This is a genomic window from Blautia sp. HA9023 (assembly GCF_056504095.1).
This window is the reverse complement of record NZ_JBWLUR010000010.1, coordinates 297903-316015: the sequence shown is the minus strand read 5'-3', so window position 1 is coordinate 316015 and position 18113 is coordinate 297903. Positions and strand designations below refer to the sequence as shown.

Sequence of the window (18113 nt, the reverse complement as noted above, 5' to 3'; positions counted from 1 at the left end):
ACAGGAATCATATCTGAAATAAAAAGAGCTGCACAGCCGGCAGGGATCCTGCGGCTGTGCAGCTTTGAATTTGTTTTTGGGAAAAAGATGTTTGTAACCTGCATTTCTTGTTATGCGTCTTTTTTATCGTCTTTATGCAGATTCTTCTGTGCTGTGGAAAGCATAAGCTTGATCCTGTTCAGCTGATTTACTTCACTGGCACCTGGATCGTAGTCGATGGCAACAATGTTGGCTTCCGGATGCTCACGGCGAACTTCCTTGATGACACCTTTTCCTACGATGTGGTTCGGCAGGCATCCAAAAGGCTGGATGCAGACGATGTTCGGGACACCGCCGTGGATGAGTTCCATCATCTCTCCGGTCAGGAACCATCCTTCACCGGTCTGATTTCCGGCAGAAACGATGGGCGCAGCCATTTTTGCAAGATCACGGATATCTGCGGCCGGTGTAAAGTGGCGGCTCTGCTCCAGAGCCTCATTTGCTGTTTTTCTCAGCCAGTCGATGGCTCTGAGACCAAGATTTGCGATGGTTGCCTTGGATTTCTTGAATCCAAGCTTTTCAACCTTGAAATTCTGGTTGTAGAAGCAGTAGCAGATAAAGTCAATAAGATCCGGAACAACCGGTTCTGCCCCTTCTGCCTCTAGAAGATCTGCCAGGTGGTTGTTGGCAGCAGGCAGGAACTTGACAAGGATCTCACCTACGATACCAACGCGAGGCTTTTTCTCATCGGAGATCGGGATCGTATCAAAATCATGGACCATCTCACGGCACATTTTTTTGAAGGTACCATGGCTGACGCTGCTGCCTGTTACGAAGGCAATGACGCGCTGCTCCCAGATTTTGTGCTTGCGGTTTACGATACCCTTTTCCAGCTCGTAAGGACGCATGCGATATACGCATTTCATCAGGATATCACCGAATACGGCACCGTAAACGATACGCCTGATCAGCGGCAGTGTCAGCTTAAAGCCAGGGTTGCTTTCCAGTCCGCTTAAGTTGAGGGAGATAACCGGAATCTGTTCCATGCCGGCTTTTTTCAGAGCACGGCGGATGAATGCGATATAGTTGGAGGCACGGCAGCCGCCGCCTGTCTGAGACATGATGACTGCAGTTTTGTTCAGGTCATATTTGCCGGAAAGAAGAGCATCCATGATCTGTCCCACAACCATCAGGGACGGATAGCAGGCATCGTTGTTTACATATTTAAGGCCCACATCAACAGCATGCTTGTTGTCGTTGGGGAGGACTTCCAGGTTATAGCCGGATGCTTTAAAAGCAGCCTCAAAGATTCCGAAGTGGAATGGAGACATCTGCGGGCAGAGAATGGTGTACTCCTTACGCATCTGCTTGGTAAAGGATATCTTCTCAATGGAAGCCGGATTGATGTTCCTTTTTTTATTCTGTGCCTGTTTTGCACGGATAGCAGCGATCAGGGAACGGATACGGATCCTTGCCGCACCCAGGTTGTTGACCTCATCGATTTTCAGGCAGGTGTAGATCTTGTCACTTCCATCCAGGATCTCATAAACCTCATCGGTGGTAACGGCATCAAGTCCGCATCCGAAGGAATTCAGCTGGATCAGATCCAGATCCTCTCTTGTTTTTACAAAATTTGCGGCAGAGTAGAGACGGGAGTGATACATCCACTGGTCGTTGACACGGATGGGACGCTCCAGATGTCCAAGGTGTGCAACGGAGTCTTCGGTAAATACGGCGATTCCGTAGCTGTTGATCATATCCGGGATACCGTGGTGGATTTCCGGGTCAATATGGTATGGACGGCCTGCAAGAACGATTCCGCGGCGTCCGGTTTCTTTCAGGTACTGCAGGGTTTCTTCACCCTTTTTCTGGATATCCGTATGTACGGCTGCAAGTTCTTCCCAAGCCTTGTGGGCAGCAGCTTTGACCTCGGCGGCAGGTATATCCTGGAATTCTTCCACAAGGCGGTTTGTAAGGATCTCCTCGGAAGTAAATGCCAGGAACGGGTTGCGGAAAGTGATGGACGGATCGTTAAGTTCGTCCACATTGTTCTTGATGTTTTCCGCATAGGAAGTAACGATCGGGCAGTTATAATGGTTGACTGCATCCGGGAACTCGTTGCGCTCGTAAGGGATGCACGGATAGAAGATAAACTTCACACCGTTACGGATCAGCCATGTGACATGTCCGTGAGCAAGTTTTGCAGGATAGCATTCGGACTCACTTGGGATGGACTCGATACCCAGCTCATAGATCTTACGTGTGGAAGTCGGAGAAAGCACCACCTGGTATTTCAGTTCGGTAAAGAAAGTATACCAGAACGGGTAATTCTCAAACATGTTCAGAACACGAGGGATACCGACCTGTCCACGGGATGCCTTGTCTGCGGAAAGTGGCTCGTAGGAAAAAATTCTCTTATATTTATAGTCGAAAAGGTTCGGGATATGATCCTTGTTCTTTTCTTTTCCAAGTCCGCGCTCACAGCGGTTTCCACTGATATATTTGCGGCCGCCGGAGAATTTGTTGATGGTCAGACGGCAGTTGTTGGTACATCCGCGGCAGTTCGCCATGGAGGTGGTGTACTGCAGGCTGTTGATCTGATCAATGGAAAGCATGGAAGTTTTTTCACCCTCCTGATAGCGTTCCCTTGCGATCAGAGCGGCACCGAAGGCACCCATGATTCCGGCGATATCTGGGCGGATAGCCTGACAGTTGGCAATTTTCTCAAAACTGCGGAGAACCGCGTCATTGTAGAAGGTACCACCCTGTACAACGATGTGTTTGCCAAGCTCGGAAGCATCGGAAACCTTGATAACTTTGTAGAGGGCGTTTTTGATAACGGAGTAGGCAAGACCAGCGGAGATATCGGAAACTTCGGCGCCTTCTTTCTGTGCCTGCTTAACCTTGGAGTTCATAAATACAGTACAGCGTGTTCCAAGATCAATAGGATGTTTTGCAAAAAGAGCTGCTTTTGCAAAGTCCTGTACGGTGTAGTTCAGGGATTTTGCGAAAGTCTCGATAAAGGAACCACAACCGGAGGAACATGCCTCGTTAAGCTGTACACTGTCTACCGTCTGGTTACGGATCTTGATGCATTTCATATCCTGACCGCCGATATCCAGGATGCAGTCTACTTCCGGATCAAAGAAAGCAGCTGCATAGTAATGGGAAACAGTCTCAACCTCACCTTCATCAAGAAGAAGAGCCGCTTTGATCAGGGCCTCGCCGTAACCGGTGGAGCAGGAAAAGGCAATCTCGGCGTCTTCCGGAAGGAGTTCATAGATCTCCTGGATGGAACCGATGGTGGTCTTCAGCGGATTTCCGTTATTATTGCTGTAGAATGAGTACAGAAGTGTTCCGTCTTCGCCTACCAGTGCAGTTTTGGTGGTGGTGGAACCGGCGTCGATTCCCAGGAAACATTTTCCCTTATATGTAGAAAGGTCGCCTGTTTTTACCTTGTAGGCGCTTTGGCGGTCATGGAAGGCCTGATAGTCCTCCTCTGTGGCAAAAAGCGGTTCCATACGTTCTACCTCAAAGTCCAGTTTGATGGTGGTACGCATGCGTTCCTTCAGTTCAACCAGAGATACGGTTACGTCCTGCTTCGCGTTGAGGGCGGAGCCGATGGCTGCGAACAGATGGGAATTGTCCGGCGCGATAATGTGTTCGTCATCCAGCTTCAGGGTGCGGATAAAAGCGGTCTTCAGTTCGGAAAGGAAGTGAAGCGGGCCGCCCAGGAATGCAACATGTCCGCGGATCGGTTTACCGCAGGCAAGACCGGAGATGGTCTGGTTGACAACTGCCTGGAAAATGGAAGCGGAAAGATCTTCCTTGGTTGCTCCGTCGTTGATCAGCGGCTGGATATCTGTCTTTGCGAAAACACCGCAGCGTGCCGCAATGGGATAAAGAGCCTTGTAATGTTTGGCGTATTCATTGAGGCCCGGTGCATCGGTCTGGAGAAGAGATGCCATCTGGTCAATGAAGGAACCGGTACCGCCGGCACAGATACCATTCATACGCTGCTCTACATTTCCGTTTTCGAAATAGATGATCTTGGCATCCTCGCCTCCAAGCTCGATAGCAACATCCGTCTTTGGTGCCAGCTTCTGCAGGGAAGTGGATACGGCGATAACCTCCTGTACAAAAGGTACTTCCAGATGATTGGCAAGTGTCAGTCCGCCGGAACCTGTAATGACCGGACAGAGTGTCAGTTCACCAAGCTGATCCTCAGCTTTCTGAAGAAGATCTGCAAGGGTTTCCTGGATATTTGCAAAATGTCTCTCATAGTCGGAGAAGACAAGTGTATCGTTTTCGTCTAAGATCGCAATCTTAACAGTGGTGGAACCAATGTCAATTCCAAGTGTGTGTTTCTTCATAAAAAATTGATTTCCTCCTCGTTGTATCTATACAGGGGTTGCCCGACTCTGACATTTCTGTCAGATGGGAGTTGTTTCTTCTTATTATAAAGGATTTTTAAGCGAATATCCTATATTATACGATATCGTTTAAAAAATGGCAATGTAAAAGTTTAACAATCAGTAGCAGGAAAGAAAAAAATGTGTTATGATATTGACTAAAAGTTTTGAAAGATATCTGCATCGGCAGCTGGTTATGGCTGTATCTGCGACGCAGATGCCGGGCAGAGACAACTTTAAAATATTTTTAGAAGGGAAATGAAATGGCAGAATATAAACTGATCACAACAGAAGGAAGAGCGAAAAGGGGCGAGTTTAAGACGGTCCACGGAACGATCCAGACTCCTGTTTTTATGAATGTAGGAACAATTGCAGCAATTAAAGGTGCAGTTTCCACTGTGGATCTTCATGAGATCGGTACACAGGTAGAGCTGTCCAATACCTATCATCTTCATGTGCGCCCTGGCGACAAGGTGGTAAAGCAACTGGGAGGTCTTCATGAATTTATGAACTGGGACAGACCAATCCTTACCGATTCCGGCGGATTCCAGGTGTTTTCGCTGGCGAAGCTTCGTAAGATCAAGGAAGAGGGCGTGTATTTTAACTCTCATATCGATGGACATAAGATCTTTATGGGACCGGAGCAGAGTATGCAGATCCAGTCCAATCTGGCTTCTACCATTGCCATGGCCTTTGATGAATGCCCGAGCAGTGTGGCGGAGAGGGATTATGTGCAGAAATCTGTAGCGCGTACTACCCGCTGGCTTAAGAGATGTAAGGATGAGAATGGCACGTCTGAACAGCCTTCCGGATACCATCAACAAGGATCAGCTTCTTTTTGGTATCAACCAGGGTGCTGTTTATGAGGATATCCGTATTGAGCATGCACAGGCGATCGCAGAGATGGATCTGGATGGTTATGCGGTTGGTGGCCTGGCAGTTGGTGAGAGCCATGAGGAGATGTACCGGATCCTGGATGAGGTAGTTCCGCATCTGCCGCAGAACAAGCCGACGTATCTGATGGGGGTTGGTACTCCGGCAAACATTCTGGAGGGTGTTGAGCGAGGTATTGATTTCTTTGACTGTGTATATCCGAGCCGCAACGGTCGTCATGGCCATGTGTATACCAACCATGGCAAGATGAATCTTTTTAATGCGAAATATGAACTGGATTCCAAACCGATCGATGAGGAATGCCAGTGTCCGACCTGCCGTCATTACAGCAGGGCATATATCCGTCATCTTCTGAAAGCGAAGGAGATGCTTGGTATGAGGCTTTGTGTGCTGCATAATCTTTATTTCTACAATCATATGATGGAAGAGATCCGGGATGCTCTGGATGCGGGGAATTTTGCGGCTTATAAGAAGATGCGTCTGGAAGGGTTTGAGGAAGGTAAGATTAACGGGAACCGGTAGTTTTTATTTATAAAATTTGCGTAAATTACTTTGATTTTATAAGAAAACGCTTGAAGGTTTTTTGGTTTTTGTGTATGATAGTACGAAGTGACATTTTTTATAGTGGCGGGAGCTGCTATAGGTCAGAAACGGCGGGTAACCGCATAAGAAGAATTGATTTTATCAGGAGGAATTTGGAATGATCGCATCATCTACAGCAGCAGCTGGCGGACTTAGCGCGGGTCTTGGTATTGTCTGGATCGTAGTTCTGTTTGGAATTATGTATTTTATGATGATCCGTCCGCAGAAGAAGGAGCAGAAGAGAACTCAGACTATGTTGAACAGCATGGAGGTTGGTGACAGTGTTGTTACTACCAGTGGTTTTTATGGTGTTGTTATTGATATGACTGAGGAAGATGTTATTGTTGAGTTTGGTAATAATAAGAATTGCCGTATTCCTATGAGGAAGCAGGCGATTGCTGAGGTTGAGAAGGCTGATCAGGCTTCTGCTTGATGACTTTTTTGGCAATAACGTGAATATGGGAAGGCACTGCGTTTTTTTGACGTGGTGTCTTTTTTTTGTGCGGAAGGGATGGTTGAAGGGACGCCGGGGGAGGGGATGCTGTCTGGTCTGCGGCTTCGTCGGGGGCTGGTTCTAGGGCACCGGGATTCTGCTAAAACCGTTTTCCAAAAGTCCGAACTCGCGGCGTGACGCCGCTCAGACAACGGACTTTTGAAAAACAACGCAGATTCCCGCCGCCCAAGTACCAGCTCCCCTCCTGCAGAAGCAGAGCCAGCCAGCATCCCCTTCCCCGGCTGACTTTCGGCAGCGTGAGGGTGATCAAGGGACGGCTGAGGCGCTGCGCTGTCAGCCTGAGGTTGGATGTGTGGTTGTGTTGTTAGATTGAGATTGGAGTGTGGCTGAGGCGCGGTGCTGTCAGCCTGAGGTTGGATGTGAGGTTGTGTTGTTAGATTGGGATTGGAGTGTGGCTGAGGCGCGGTGCTGTCAGCCTGAGGTTGGATGTGAGGTTGTGTTGTTAGATTGGGATTGGAATGTGGCTGAGGCGCGGTGCTGTCAGCTTTAATTTGGGATGTGACAAATGTAATATTGTATAGAAATAAGTGGATTTTTGATGTAATTCATGCAATAATGGTATTACTATCAGAAATGAGAGTGACGGTTACTGCAGAATATTATAAAATTACAAATAAGAATGAATTTTCAGAAAGGGGTCGGTTTTATGGGTCTTATCAGAGCGGCTGTTGGCGCAGCAGGGGGTACGATGGCGGATCAGTGGAAGGAGTTTTTTTACTGTGAGGCTATGGATAAAGAAGTGATGGTGGTGAAGGGTACGAAGCGTACATCATCCAGGTCTTCCAATAAGAGAGGCAGCGACAATATCATTACCAGCGGAAGTGGGATTGCAGTTGCAGATGGTCAGTGTATGATGATCGTGGAGCAGGGGAAAGTTGTGGATATCTGTGCAGATCCAGGTGAGTATACTTATGATGCTTCCACAGAGCCGAGTATTTTTGCGGGAAGTCTTGGGGAAGGTATCCGCAGGACTTTCCAGACCATCGGTAAGCGTTTTGTGTTCGGTGGTGATACGGGTAAGGATCAGAGGGTATATTATTTTAATACCAAGGAGCTTGTGGATAACAAATTTGGCACGGCTACTCCGATCCCGTTCCGTGTGGTAGATTCCAGGATCGGACTTGATATTGATGTTGCAGTGCGCTGTCATGGAGTATATTCCTATCGGATCGCGGACCCGCTTCTTTTTTATACCAATGTGTGTGGGAATGTAGAGCGGGAATACACGAGAGAGGAGCTGGATGGACAGCTGAAAACGGAGTTTGTCAGCGCACTGCAGCCGGCTTTTGGCCGTCTTTCTGAGATGGAGCTTCGTCCGAATCAGATCGTGACCCACAACACGGAGCTTGAGAATGCCATGAATGAGGTTCTTTCAGCGAAGTGGGCAGAGCTTCGGGGCTTAAAAGTCGTAAGTGTTGCGCTGGGCTCGGTTACACTTCCGGATGAGGACGCCGAGATGATCAAGCAGGCCCAGCGCACGGCTATGATGCGTGATCCTTCGATGGCTGCAGCCACACTGACTGGTGCTCAGGCGGATGCCATGAAGGCTGCGGCTTCCAATTCCGCCGGGGCTATGACTGGTTTTATGGGCATGGGGATGGCTGCCAGCGCAGGGGGTCTGAATGCTCAGCAGCTTTTTGAAATGGGACAGAAGCGTGAGGCACAGGCAGCGCAGAACAACGTACAGACTCAGCCAAAGATCCGGCCGGCAGCAGGCGGAGATTCCTGGACTTGCAGTTGTGGTGCGGTTTCTACGGGTAAGTTCTGTCCGGAGTGTGGGGCACCGCGTCCGGTGGAGGACAGCTGGACTTGTTCCTGCGGTACAGTGAATAAAGGGAAGTTTTGTACGAACTGTGGAGCGAAGAGGCCGGAGAAGAAGTTGAGGTATCGTTGCAGCAGGTGTGGATGGGAACCGGCTGATCCGGAGAATCCACCGAAGTTCTGCCCGGAGTGCGGGGATCCGTTCGGACCGGAGGATGCTGTATAAATCACAAAATGGAGAAGGTCAGGAGAAATTCACAGGATAACTCCTGCCGGTCGATGGATACAGAAGGATGAATTGAGGTGGATATATGGCGAAGATGCAGGAGTTTAAGTGCCCGTGCTGTGGTGGCTCCATAGAGTTTGACAGTTCTGCACAGAAGATGAAGTGTCCGTTCTGTGATACGGAGTTTGATGTTAAGACATTATCGGAGCATGCTAAGGCTGTAGAAGAAGAACAGCCGGAGGATATGAACTGGTCGGATGAGGCTGGCAGTGAGTGGCAGGATGGAGAGAGTGAGGGATTACGTACTTATACGTGTAAGTCCTGTGGCGGTGAGATCGTGGGTGATGCCAATACGGCAGCGACAGCCTGCCCGTTTTGCGGCAGCCCGGTGGTAATGACCGGACAGCTGTCCGGTGCACTGAAACCAGATTACGTGATTCCGTTTAAGCTGGATAAAAAGGCTGCAAAGGAGAAGCTGAAGAAGCATTTGTCAGGCAAGCGCCTTCTCCCGAAAGCGTTTAAGTCGGAGAATCATATCAGTGAGGTGAAGGGGATCTACGTTCCGTTCTGGCTTTATGATACGGATGCCAGTGCGGATATCCGCTATAAAGCTACGAAGACCCGTTTCTGGAGTGATAATGATTATGATTATACGGAAACCAGTTATTATGCAGTACACAGAAGTGGTTCTCTGGGATTTGATCATGTACCTGTGGATGGTTCGGCCAGTATGGAAAATGATCTGATGGAGTCCATAGAGCCTTTTGATTTTAAAGAGGCGGTGGATTTCCAGACTGCATATCTGGCGGGATATTTTGCGGATAAGTATGATGTGACGGCGGAAGAGTGCGAGGGACGTGCCAATGAGCGTATCCGTCACAGTACGGAAGATGCATTCCGGGATACGGTCAGAGGCTATTCCAGTGTGGTTCCGGAGAATACCAGCATCCGGCTTCATAACGGAACTACGAAGTATGCACTGTATCCGGTATGGATCCTGCAGACGAAATGGAAAGGCGATAATTACATATTTGCCATGAATGGCCAGACTGGGAAATTTGTGGGGAATCTGCCCACAGATAAGAGTGCTTTTGCGAGATGGTTCCTGGGAACGACGGGGATCGTTGGCGTGATCGCCTATATTATCCTGTATCTGATCTGGGCTTTGTAGGGGAGGTGAATGCCATGAAAAAGAGAATATCCGTATTTCTGACAGTGATCCTTTTATGCCTGGCATGTGCCTTTCCGGTATGGGCGGAAACAGAAAGCCGGCTTGCGGATCAGGCGGGACTTCTGGATACAGATCAAAAGGAGAGCCTTTGCAATACACTGGATGAGATCAGTGAGCGGGAACAGGTAGATGTTATCATTGTTACCACCAATAGTCTGGAAGGAAAAACGGCGCAGGCTTATGCAGATGATTATTTTATTGACCATGGATATGGACAGGGAGAAGATGGTGACGGTATTTTGTTCCTGGTGGATATGGGTGACCGTAACTGGGCTATTGCAACACATGGTTATGCTATTGAAGCGTTTACCGATGCCGGACAGGAATATATCATGGAGCAGGTGAAGCCTTATTTAAGTGATGGGGATTATAACGAAGCGTTTCAGATGTTTGCCATGGAATGCGATGACTTTATCATGCAGGCGGATGAGGCAGAGCCATATGATGTGGGAAATCTTCCAAAGGAGTCTTTTGATGTGGGGGCAAATCTGCTGATTGCTCTTGCAGTGGGACTTGTGGCAGGCGTGCTTATAACCGGAAATATGAGGAGGAAACTGAAAACTGTGCGAAAACAGGATCAGGCTGCTTCCTATGTACGTCAGGGCAGTATGAAGGTAACCAGAAGTAACGAGTATTATCTTTACAGTACGGTGTCAAAATCCGCAAAACCGAAAAATGAGGACAGTGGCGGGGGCTCCAGTACACATACGTCTTCCTCGGGGGATACTTTTGGCGGCTCCAGTGGAAAATTCTGAGAGATTTTTTGAAAAACAGAATACAGGAAAAAGAAAAGGCTGCTGTACCGGAAACGGGAAGGCAGCTTTTGCCATAGTGGAACATCCTGTGGCATAAGATACTTTTCGGGCGGGAGCGTGGCGGTAACGGGCAGAAAGCAGGGAGCCAAAGTACCAGGAGTCAGGAAGAAAATCAAAGACACAGGAGCTCTTTTTATATCCTGGAGATAACTTTATCTATTTAATAGGTTGAAATCCGTCGAAAAGTGCGTTATGATAATAACAATTATCCACACCAGTGCGTTAAAATTTTACAGCACAGGGGAAATCGGAGGAGTAGATAAAATGGAGTACAAAATTGCCCTGATTCCGGGAGACGGAATCGGCCCGGAGATTGTTGCCGAGGCCAAAAAAGTTTTAGACAGAGTATGCGAGAAATACAGCCATAAATTTTCATACACAGAAGTTCTTTTAGGAGGTGCATCCATTGATGCTCACGGAGTACCTCTTACAGAGGAAGCCATTGCTCAGGCAAAAGCTTCTGACGCCGTACTGATGGGGTCCATCGGCGGCGATGCCAAGACATCCCCGTGGTACAAACTGGAGCCGTCTAAACGTCCGGAGGCAGGACTTCTTGCAATCCGTAAAGCGCTGAACCTTTTTGCAAACCTTCGTCCTGCATATCTTTACAATGAGCTTCGTGATGCATGCCCGCTTCGTGATGAGATCATCGGAGATGGTTTTGACATGATTATCGTAAGAGAGCTGACAGGAGGTCTTTACTTCGGAGCCAGAAAGACTACCGAGGAGAACGGAGTCCGCACAGCCGTAGATACTCTTTCCTATAATGAGAATGAGATCCGCCGTATTGCCATCAAGGCATTTGAGATCGCACGTAAGAGAAGAAATAAAGTTACAAGTGTAGATAAGGCAAACGTTCTGGATTCTTCCAGACTCTGGAGAAGCGTTGTGGAAGATGTTGCAAAAGACTATCCGGATGTAACACTGGAGCATATGCTGGTTGATAACTGTGCAATGCAGCTGGTACGTGATCCGAAACAGTTTGATGTCATCCTTACAGAGAACATGTTCGGAGATATCCTCTCTGATGAGGCAAGTATGGTAACCGGTTCCATCGGAATGCTTTCTTCCGCAAGCTTAAATGAGACAAAACTTGGCCTCTATGAGCCGAGCCACGGTTCCGCACCGGATATCGCAGGTCAGAACAAGGCAAACCCGATCGCAACTATCCTTTCTGCAGCCATGATGCTGAGATATTCTCTGGATCTTGACAAAGAGGCAGATGCTGTGGAAACAGCAGTACAGAAAGTTCTGACAGCTGGTTACAGAACCGGAGATATCATGTCTGAGGGCTGCAAACTTGTGGGAACTAAAGAGATGGGCGATCTGATCGCAGATGCCATCGCATAAATAAATTTGAAGAGATATAGAACCATATCGTAAAGAATAAAAAGGAGAACCTTAAAAAATGAGAAGTGATACCGTAAGAAAAGGCACACAGCAGGCACCACATCGTTCCCTGTTCAATGCCCTTGGAATGACAAAAGAAGAAATGGACAAACCACTGGTAGGAATCGTAAGCTCTTACAACGAGATCGTACCGGGACATATGAACCTTGACAAGATCGTAAACGCCGTAAAACTTGGCGTTGCAATGGCTGGTGGAACACCGGTTGTATTCCCGGCGATCGCAGTATGTGACGGAATTGCAATGGGACACGTTGGAATGAAATATTCCCTGGTAACCCGTGACCTGATCGCAGATTCCACAGAGGCTATGGCAATGGCTCATCAGTTTGATGCTCTGGTTATGGTACCCAACTGTGATAAGAACGTACCTGGCCTTCTGATGGCAGCAGCAAGAATCAATGTTCCGACTGTATTTGTAAGCGGAGGCCCGATGCTTGCCGGTCATGTAAAAGGACACAAAACAAGTCTTTCCAGCATGTTTGAGGCAGTAGGTTCCTATGCAGCAGGAACGATCACAGCAGATGACCTGGCAGAATTCGAGAACAAAACCTGTCCGACCTGTGGATCATGTTCCGGTATGTACACTGCAAACAGCATGAACTGCCTGACAGAGGTTCTTGGAATGGGACTTAAGGGAAATGGTACCATCCCGGCCGTATACTCCGAGCGTATCCGTCTTGCAAAACATGCAGGAATGCAGGTAATGGAAATGTACAAAAGGAACATCCGCCCAAGAGACATCATGACAAAAGAGGCAGTTTTAAATGCTCTTACCGTAGATATGGCACTTGGATGCTCCACAAACAGTATGCTTCATCTTCCGGCTATCGCACATGAGATCGGAATGGACTTTGACATCAGCTTTGCAAATGAGATCAGTGAGAAGACTCCGAACCTCTGCCACCTTGCACCGGCAGGCCCGACTTACATGGAAGACCTCAACGAGGCCGGCGGTGTTTATGCGGTTATGAATGAGCTGAACAAGATCGGACTTCTTCATACAGAGTGTATGACAGTAACAGGAAAAACAGTTGGGGAAAATATCAAAGATTGTGTAAATCTGAATCCGGAAGTTATCCGCCCGATCGACAATCCGTATACAAAGACAGGCGGACTTGCCGTACTGAAAGGAAACCTTGCACCGGACGGCGGCGTTGTAAAACGTTCCGCAGTTGTACCGGAAATGCTGGTACATGAAGGTCCTGCACGTGTATTTGACAGCGAGGATGACGCGATTGTGGCAATCAAGAGCGGCAAGATCGTAGAGGGTGATGTAGTTGTTATCCGTTACGAGGGACCAAAAGGTGGTCCTGGAATGAGAGAGATGCTGAACCCGACATCCGCAATCGTGGGAATGGGACTTGGTTCTTCCGTAGCCCTGATCACAGACGGACGTTTCAGCGGCGCATCCAGAGGAGCTGCTATCGGACACGTATCACCGGAGGCAGCCGTAGGCGGCCCGATCGCACTGGTTGAGGAAGGCGATATCATCAGCATCAATATTCCGGAACTGAAACTGGAGATCAAAGTTTCTGACGAAGAGATGCAGGCAAGAAGAGAAAAATGGCAGCCAAGAGAGCCGAAGGTAACAACCGGATATCTGGCAAGATATGCTTCCATGGTAACATCCGGAAACCGTGGTGCGATCCTGGAAGTACCGAAAGCAAAATAAGGAGGAACGAAAGACATGCAGCTTACAGGTGCAGAGATCATCGTAGAATGTCTGAAGGAACAGGGCGTTGATACCGTATTTGGATATCCGGGCGGCGCGATCCTGAATGTTTACGATGCCTTATATGAATACAAAGATGAGATCACACGATGTATTGACCTCCCACGAGCAGGGTGCATCCCATGCTGCTGACGGTTATGCGAGAGCTACCGGAAAAGTGGGCGTCTGCCTGGCAACATCCGGTCCTGGAGCCACCAACCTGGTAACAGGAATCGCGACTGCATACATGGATTCCGTACCGATGGTAGCCATTACTGCAAACGTAGGAAGACCACTCCTGGGAAGAGATTCTTTCCAGGAGGTTGATATCGCAGGTATCGTAATGCCTGTGACAAAATACAGCTTTATTGTAAAGAATATCGAAGATCTTGCAGATACGTTAAGAAGAGCATTTTATATTGCAAAAAGCGGAAGACCTGGCCCGGTTCTTGTGGATGTTCCGAAGGATATCACAGGAATGAAATATGAATACGAGCCATGCCATCCGGCTACCGTTAACCGTGAGATCAAAAACATCCGCAAAGAAGATATGGACCAGGTGCTGGAAATGATCAGAGAGGCAAAGAAACCTTTTATTTTTGTAGGCGGCGGCTGTGTGATCTCCGGTGCTGACCAGGAAGTCCGCGAACTGGCTCACAGGATCCAGGCTCCGGTCTGCGATACACTGATGGGTAAAGGTACTTTCCCAGGTGAGGATCCGCTTTATACCGGTATGGTAGGTATGCACGGAACCAAGACTTCCGATCTTGGTGTTACGGAATGTGATCTTCTCATTGTTCTTGGAGCACGTTTCAGTGACCGTGTAACAGGAAATACCAAGACTTTTGCACATAATGCAAAAATCCTTCAGATCGATGTAGATGCTGCGGAGATCAACAAAAATATCAAAGTGGATGCAAGCGTGATCGGAGATGTGAAAGAAGTGCTGAAACGTCTTCTGGAGGAAGTTCCGGAAAAAGAACATCCGGAGTGGATCGCACATATCCAGGAACTGAAAGCAAAATATCCGCTGAATTATGATCATACACAGCTGACAGGTCCGTATATTATAGAGAAACTTTATGAACTGACCAATGGTGATGCCATCATCTCCACAGATGTTGGACAGCATCAGATGTGGGCGGCACAGTATTATAAATACAAAGAGCCGAGAACTCTTCTTACTTCCGGCGGCCTTGGAACGATGGGCTATGGCCTTGGCGCTGCAATTGGCGCAAAGATGGGCAGACCGGAAAAAACAGTTGTTAATATAGCAGGTGACGGATGCTTCCGTATGAATATGAATGAACTGGCAACAGCAGCGCGCTGTGGTAGACAGTTGATCCAGATTGTCATGAACAATCACGTACTGGGAATGGTGCGTCAGTGGCAGACGCTTTTCTATGGAAAGAGATATTCTTCCACAGTACTGGATGATTCTGTTGATTTTGTAAAATTATCAGAGGCGCTGGGTGCAAAAGCCATTCGTGTGACAAGGATGGAGGATGTGGAACCTGCACTTAAGATGGCACTGGCAGCAGAGGGACCTGTCGTTCTGGATTGCTGGATCGATCAGGATCTGAGTGTGTTCCCGATGGTACCGGCTGGTGCGAATCTTGATGATGTATTTGACGAGGAGGATATGAAGAAACATGAGTAGAGTGTACAATTTTTCTGCCGGACCGGCAGTGCTTCCGGAGGAAGTACTCAAAGAAGTAGCTGATGAAATGCTTGATTATAACGGCACAGGAATGTCCGTTATGGAAATGAGTCACAGAAGTGCAGCGTTTCAGGAGATTATTGATACAGCTGAGAAAGATCTCCGCGAGCTTATGAACATCCCAGATAACTACAAGGTACTTTTCCTTCAGGGAGGAGCATCCCAGCAGTTTGCCATGATCCCGATGAACCTTATGAAAAATAAGGTCGCAGATTATATCGTAACAGGTCAGTGGGCAAAGAAAGCTTATCAGGAAGCTCAGAAATACGGAAAAGCAAACAAGATCGCATCTTCTGAGGACAAAACTTTCAGCTATATCCCGGACTGCAGTGATCTGCCGATCAGCCCGGATGCAGACTATGTATACATCTGTGAGAACAACACCATTTACGGCACAAAATTCAAAAAACTTCCAAACACAAAAGGCAAGACTCTGGTAGCAGATGTATCCTCCTGCTTCCTGTCTGAGCCTGTAGATGTAAGCAAATATGGTATTATCTATGGCGGCGTTCAGAAGAACATCGGACCGGCAGGTATGGTTATCGTGATCATCCGTGAGGATCTGATCACAGAGGATGTTCTTCCGGGAACACCAACCATGCTGACCTATAAGACACATGCAGACGCAGGTTCTCTTTACAACACACCGAATGCTTACTGCATTTATGTATGCGGCAAGGTATTCAAATGGCTGAAGAAGATGGGCGGTCTGGAAGTGATGAAGCAGCGCAATGAGGAAAAGGCAAAGATCCTCTATGATTATCTGGATTCCAGCAAGCTGTTCAAGGGAACTGTAGTTCCAGAAGATAGATCTCTTATGAATGTTCCGTTTGTAACAGGTGACAAGGAAATGGATGCCAAGTTTGTGAAAGAGGCAACAGAGGCAGGACTTGTAAACCTGAAAGGACACCGTACTGTTGGCGGAATGCGTGCAAGTATCTACAATGCCATGCCGAAGGCTGGTGTAGAGGCTCTGGTTGCATTCATGAAGAAATTTGAGGAGGAGAATGCATAATGTTCCAGTATCATTGCCTGAACCCCATCGCAGAAAAAGGACTTAAACTTTTCGGCGATAATTACAAAAAATCAGAGACTGTAGATCAGTGTGACGCGATCCTTGTGAGAAGTGCGAAAATGCATGACATGGAGCTTCCCAAAAGTGTTTGTGCAGTTGCACGTGCAGGAGCAGGTGTCAACAATATTCCTGTTAAAGAATATGCAGAGAAGGGTGTTGTTGTATTTAACACACCTGGAGCAAATGCAAACGGCGTAAAAGAGCTTGTACTTGCAGGTATGCTTCTTGCATCCAGAGATATCGTTGGCGGTATCGAGTGGGTTGCACAGGAGAAAGATAAAGAGCACATCGGCAAGCTTGCCGAGAAGCAGAAAAAACAGTTCGCAGGATGCGAGATCAGCGGCAAAAAGCTTGGTATCATCGGACTTGGTGCCATCGGTGCCATGGTGGCAAACGCAGCATGCGGACTTGGAATGGAAGTTTATGGTTATGATCCGTATCTTTCCATTGATGCGGCATGGAATCTTTCCAGAACCATCAAGCACAGCAAGAGCCTGGATGAGATCTACAGCCAGTGCGATTACATCACCATTCATGTGCCCCTTCTTGACAGCACAAAGAAGATGATCAACAAAGAAGCTTTCGAGAAAATGAAAGATGGCGTGGTTCTTCTGAATTTTGCAAGAGATCTTCTTGTTGATGAGGAGGCACTGATCGAGGCTGTTGAGAGTGGTAAGGTTAAAAAATATGTAACAGACTTTGCCAACGAGACAGTTGCAGGACGCGAGGGCATTCTGGTAACCCCACATCTTGGTGCTTCTACAGAGGAATCTGAGGAGAACTGTGCGGAGATGGCTGTAAAAGAGATCCGTGATTACCTTGAGAATGGTAATATCAAGAACTCTGTTAATTATCCAAACTGTGATATGGGTACCTGTGTGGCTGTGGGTAGAATTTCTCTTGCACACAGTAATACACCGAATATGATCAGTCAGGTAACCAAGATCCTTGGATCTGAGGGGCTGAATATTGCGGATATGACCAATAAGAGTAAAGGGGAGTTTGCTTATACTCTTATCGATCTTGAGAGTGCGGCTTCTGCCAAGGCACTTGACGAGCTCAAGGAGATTGAGGGAATGTATAGGGTGCGTGTTGTTAAATAGAGTAACAAGATCTTAGAAAAACTCTTTGAAAAAATGCTGTGTTTCGTTCCTGGCGAACGGGGCGCAGTATTTTTTTGTAAAAGTGAAAACCGCAAAGGGGCCGCAAAGCCGCGCCCCCTCTGCACACCCCTTGGGCTTTTTTGAGTAGTGCTTCGGTTGAGAAATGTGTGAGGTTGTTAACTTGTGCCTGTATGCTTCTGTATTGGCTGTGTCAGGTTGAGCCGATGTGTGGATGGAGGGACGGGAAGGCGGGCCGTTGGCCCTGTTCCCTGGAAATTAATTCCTGGGAATGGATTCTTTCCTGGTTTTCTGGGTTGAAAATGTGAGTTTTGGGGTTGACATTGCAGGGGTTTTCGCCTAAAATGTATCGAAGATACGGCGATGATGAGAATAGTACACAGGGAATTATCTCAGAGAGGGGCCTGTTTTGGTGGAAGGGTCCTGTGCGTGAACTGTGGAACCGGCCTCGGAGCTCTGCGTGATTGAAGCGTGGCGTGTGTTTCCGGCGTTAACGGGTGTTGAGAGAGCAGCGGGTGCGCTGTTAACTGGGGTGGTACCGCCGAAGTCATTCGGTCCCTTGTGAGGGATTCGGAGGGCTTATTTTTTTGTCCGTAAAACGGGACTGTAAATGCAGTGTACGATTTATGGGACAGAAGAGTGAGCCGGAGGGATTCCGGATT

9 protein-coding genes and 2 pseudogenes are annotated in these 18113 nt (G+C 47.9%); 10 read left to right on the top strand and 1 reads right to left on the bottom strand.

All coding sequences use genetic code 11. The features are described 5' to 3' along the window. Window positions 1-110: 110 nt before the first annotated feature. Window positions 111-4352: a 2-hydroxyacyl-CoA dehydratase gene (locus tag AC04Q6_RS16930; RefSeq protein ID WP_118071053.1), complete on the bottom strand. Its 4242-nt coding sequence runs from the start codon at window positions 4350-4352 to the stop codon at window positions 111-113. 302 nt (window positions 4353-4654) lie between these two features. Here AC04Q6_RS16930 and tgt point away from each other — a divergent pair. The 10 genes and pseudogenes from tgt (at window position 4655) to AC04Q6_RS16880 (ending at window position 17433) form a co-directional block, all read left to right on the top strand. Next, window positions 4655-5807: pseudogene (gene tgt, locus AC04Q6_RS16925) on the top strand (tRNA guanosine(34) transglycosylase Tgt). 178 nt (window positions 5808-5985) lie between these two features. After that, window positions 5986-6300: a preprotein translocase subunit YajC gene (gene yajC, locus AC04Q6_RS16920; protein ID WP_015527154.1), complete on the top strand. Its 315-nt coding sequence runs from the start codon at window positions 5986-5988 to the stop codon at window positions 6298-6300. A gap of 727 nt (window positions 6301-7027) precedes the next feature. After that, window positions 7028-8368: an SPFH domain-containing protein gene (locus AC04Q6_RS16915; RefSeq protein ID WP_021976426.1), complete on the top strand. Its 1341-nt coding sequence runs from the start codon at window positions 7028-7030 to the stop codon at window positions 8366-8368. A gap of 85 nt (window positions 8369-8453) precedes the next feature. Then, window positions 8454-9539: a TFIIB-type zinc ribbon-containing protein gene (locus tag AC04Q6_RS16910; RefSeq protein WP_118062148.1), complete on the top strand. Its 1086-nt coding sequence runs from the start codon at window positions 8454-8456 to the stop codon at window positions 9537-9539. A gap of 14 nt (window positions 9540-9553) precedes the next feature. Next, the gene (locus tag AC04Q6_RS16905) at window positions 9554-10354 is read left to right on the top strand and encodes a TPM domain-containing protein (protein WP_118071051.1); all 801 of its coding nucleotides are present in this window, start codon (window positions 9554-9556) and stop codon (window positions 10352-10354) included. A gap of 324 nt (window positions 10355-10678) precedes the next feature. Then, window positions 10679-11764, top strand: a complete 1086-nt coding sequence (leuB, locus tag AC04Q6_RS16900) for a 3-isopropylmalate dehydrogenase (protein ID WP_021976423.1) — start codon at window positions 10679-10681, stop codon at window positions 11762-11764. A gap of 58 nt (window positions 11765-11822) precedes the next feature. Then, complete coding sequence (ilvD, locus tag AC04Q6_RS16895; protein WP_021976422.1) at window positions 11823-13496, top strand: dihydroxy-acid dehydratase; 1674 nt, start codon at window positions 11823-11825, stop codon at window positions 13494-13496. Between the two features lie 15 nt (window positions 13497-13511). Next, window positions 13512-15195: pseudogene (gene ilvB, locus AC04Q6_RS16890) on the top strand (biosynthetic-type acetolactate synthase large subunit). Beyond that, window positions 15188-16270 (top strand): 3-phosphoserine/phosphohydroxythreonine transaminase, encoded by a 1083-nt coding sequence (serC, locus tag AC04Q6_RS16885; protein ID WP_118062152.1) that lies wholly within the window; start codon window positions 15188-15190, stop codon window positions 16268-16270. Before ilvB ends, serC begins: the two are co-directional and overlap by 8 nt. After that, complete coding sequence (locus AC04Q6_RS16880) at window positions 16270-17433, top strand: phosphoglycerate dehydrogenase (RefSeq protein WP_021976420.1); 1164 nt, start codon at window positions 16270-16272, stop codon at window positions 17431-17433. The genes serC and AC04Q6_RS16880 overlap by 1 nt, the downstream gene beginning before the upstream one ends. Window positions 17434-18113: the final 680 nt, after the last annotated feature.

Coding starts and splice junctions, on each gene's coding strand:
- ilvD (WP_021976422.1), top strand. CDS start 11,823: ATGAGAAGTGATACCGTAAGAAAAGGCACACAGCAGGCACCACATCGT.
- AC04Q6_RS16905 (WP_118071051.1), top strand. CDS start 9,554: ATGAAAAAGAGAATATCCGTATTTCTGACAGTGATCCTTTTATGCCTG.
- AC04Q6_RS16910 (WP_118062148.1), top strand. CDS start 8,454: ATGGCGAAGATGCAGGAGTTTAAGTGCCCGTGCTGTGGTGGCTCCATA.
- AC04Q6_RS16915 (WP_021976426.1), top strand. CDS start 7,028: ATGGGTCTTATCAGAGCGGCTGTTGGCGCAGCAGGGGGTACGATGGCG.
- leuB (WP_021976423.1), top strand. CDS start 10,679: ATGGAGTACAAAATTGCCCTGATTCCGGGAGACGGAATCGGCCCGGAG.
- AC04Q6_RS16880 (WP_021976420.1), top strand. CDS start 16,270: ATGTTCCAGTATCATTGCCTGAACCCCATCGCAGAAAAAGGACTTAAA.
- AC04Q6_RS16930 (WP_118071053.1), bottom strand. CDS start 4,352: ATGAAGAAACACACACTTGGAATTGACATTGGTTCCACCACTGTTAAG.
- serC (WP_118062152.1), top strand. CDS start 15,188: ATGAGTAGAGTGTACAATTTTTCTGCCGGACCGGCAGTGCTTCCGGAG.
- yajC (WP_015527154.1), top strand. CDS start 5,986: ATGATCGCATCATCTACAGCAGCAGCTGGCGGACTTAGCGCGGGTCTT.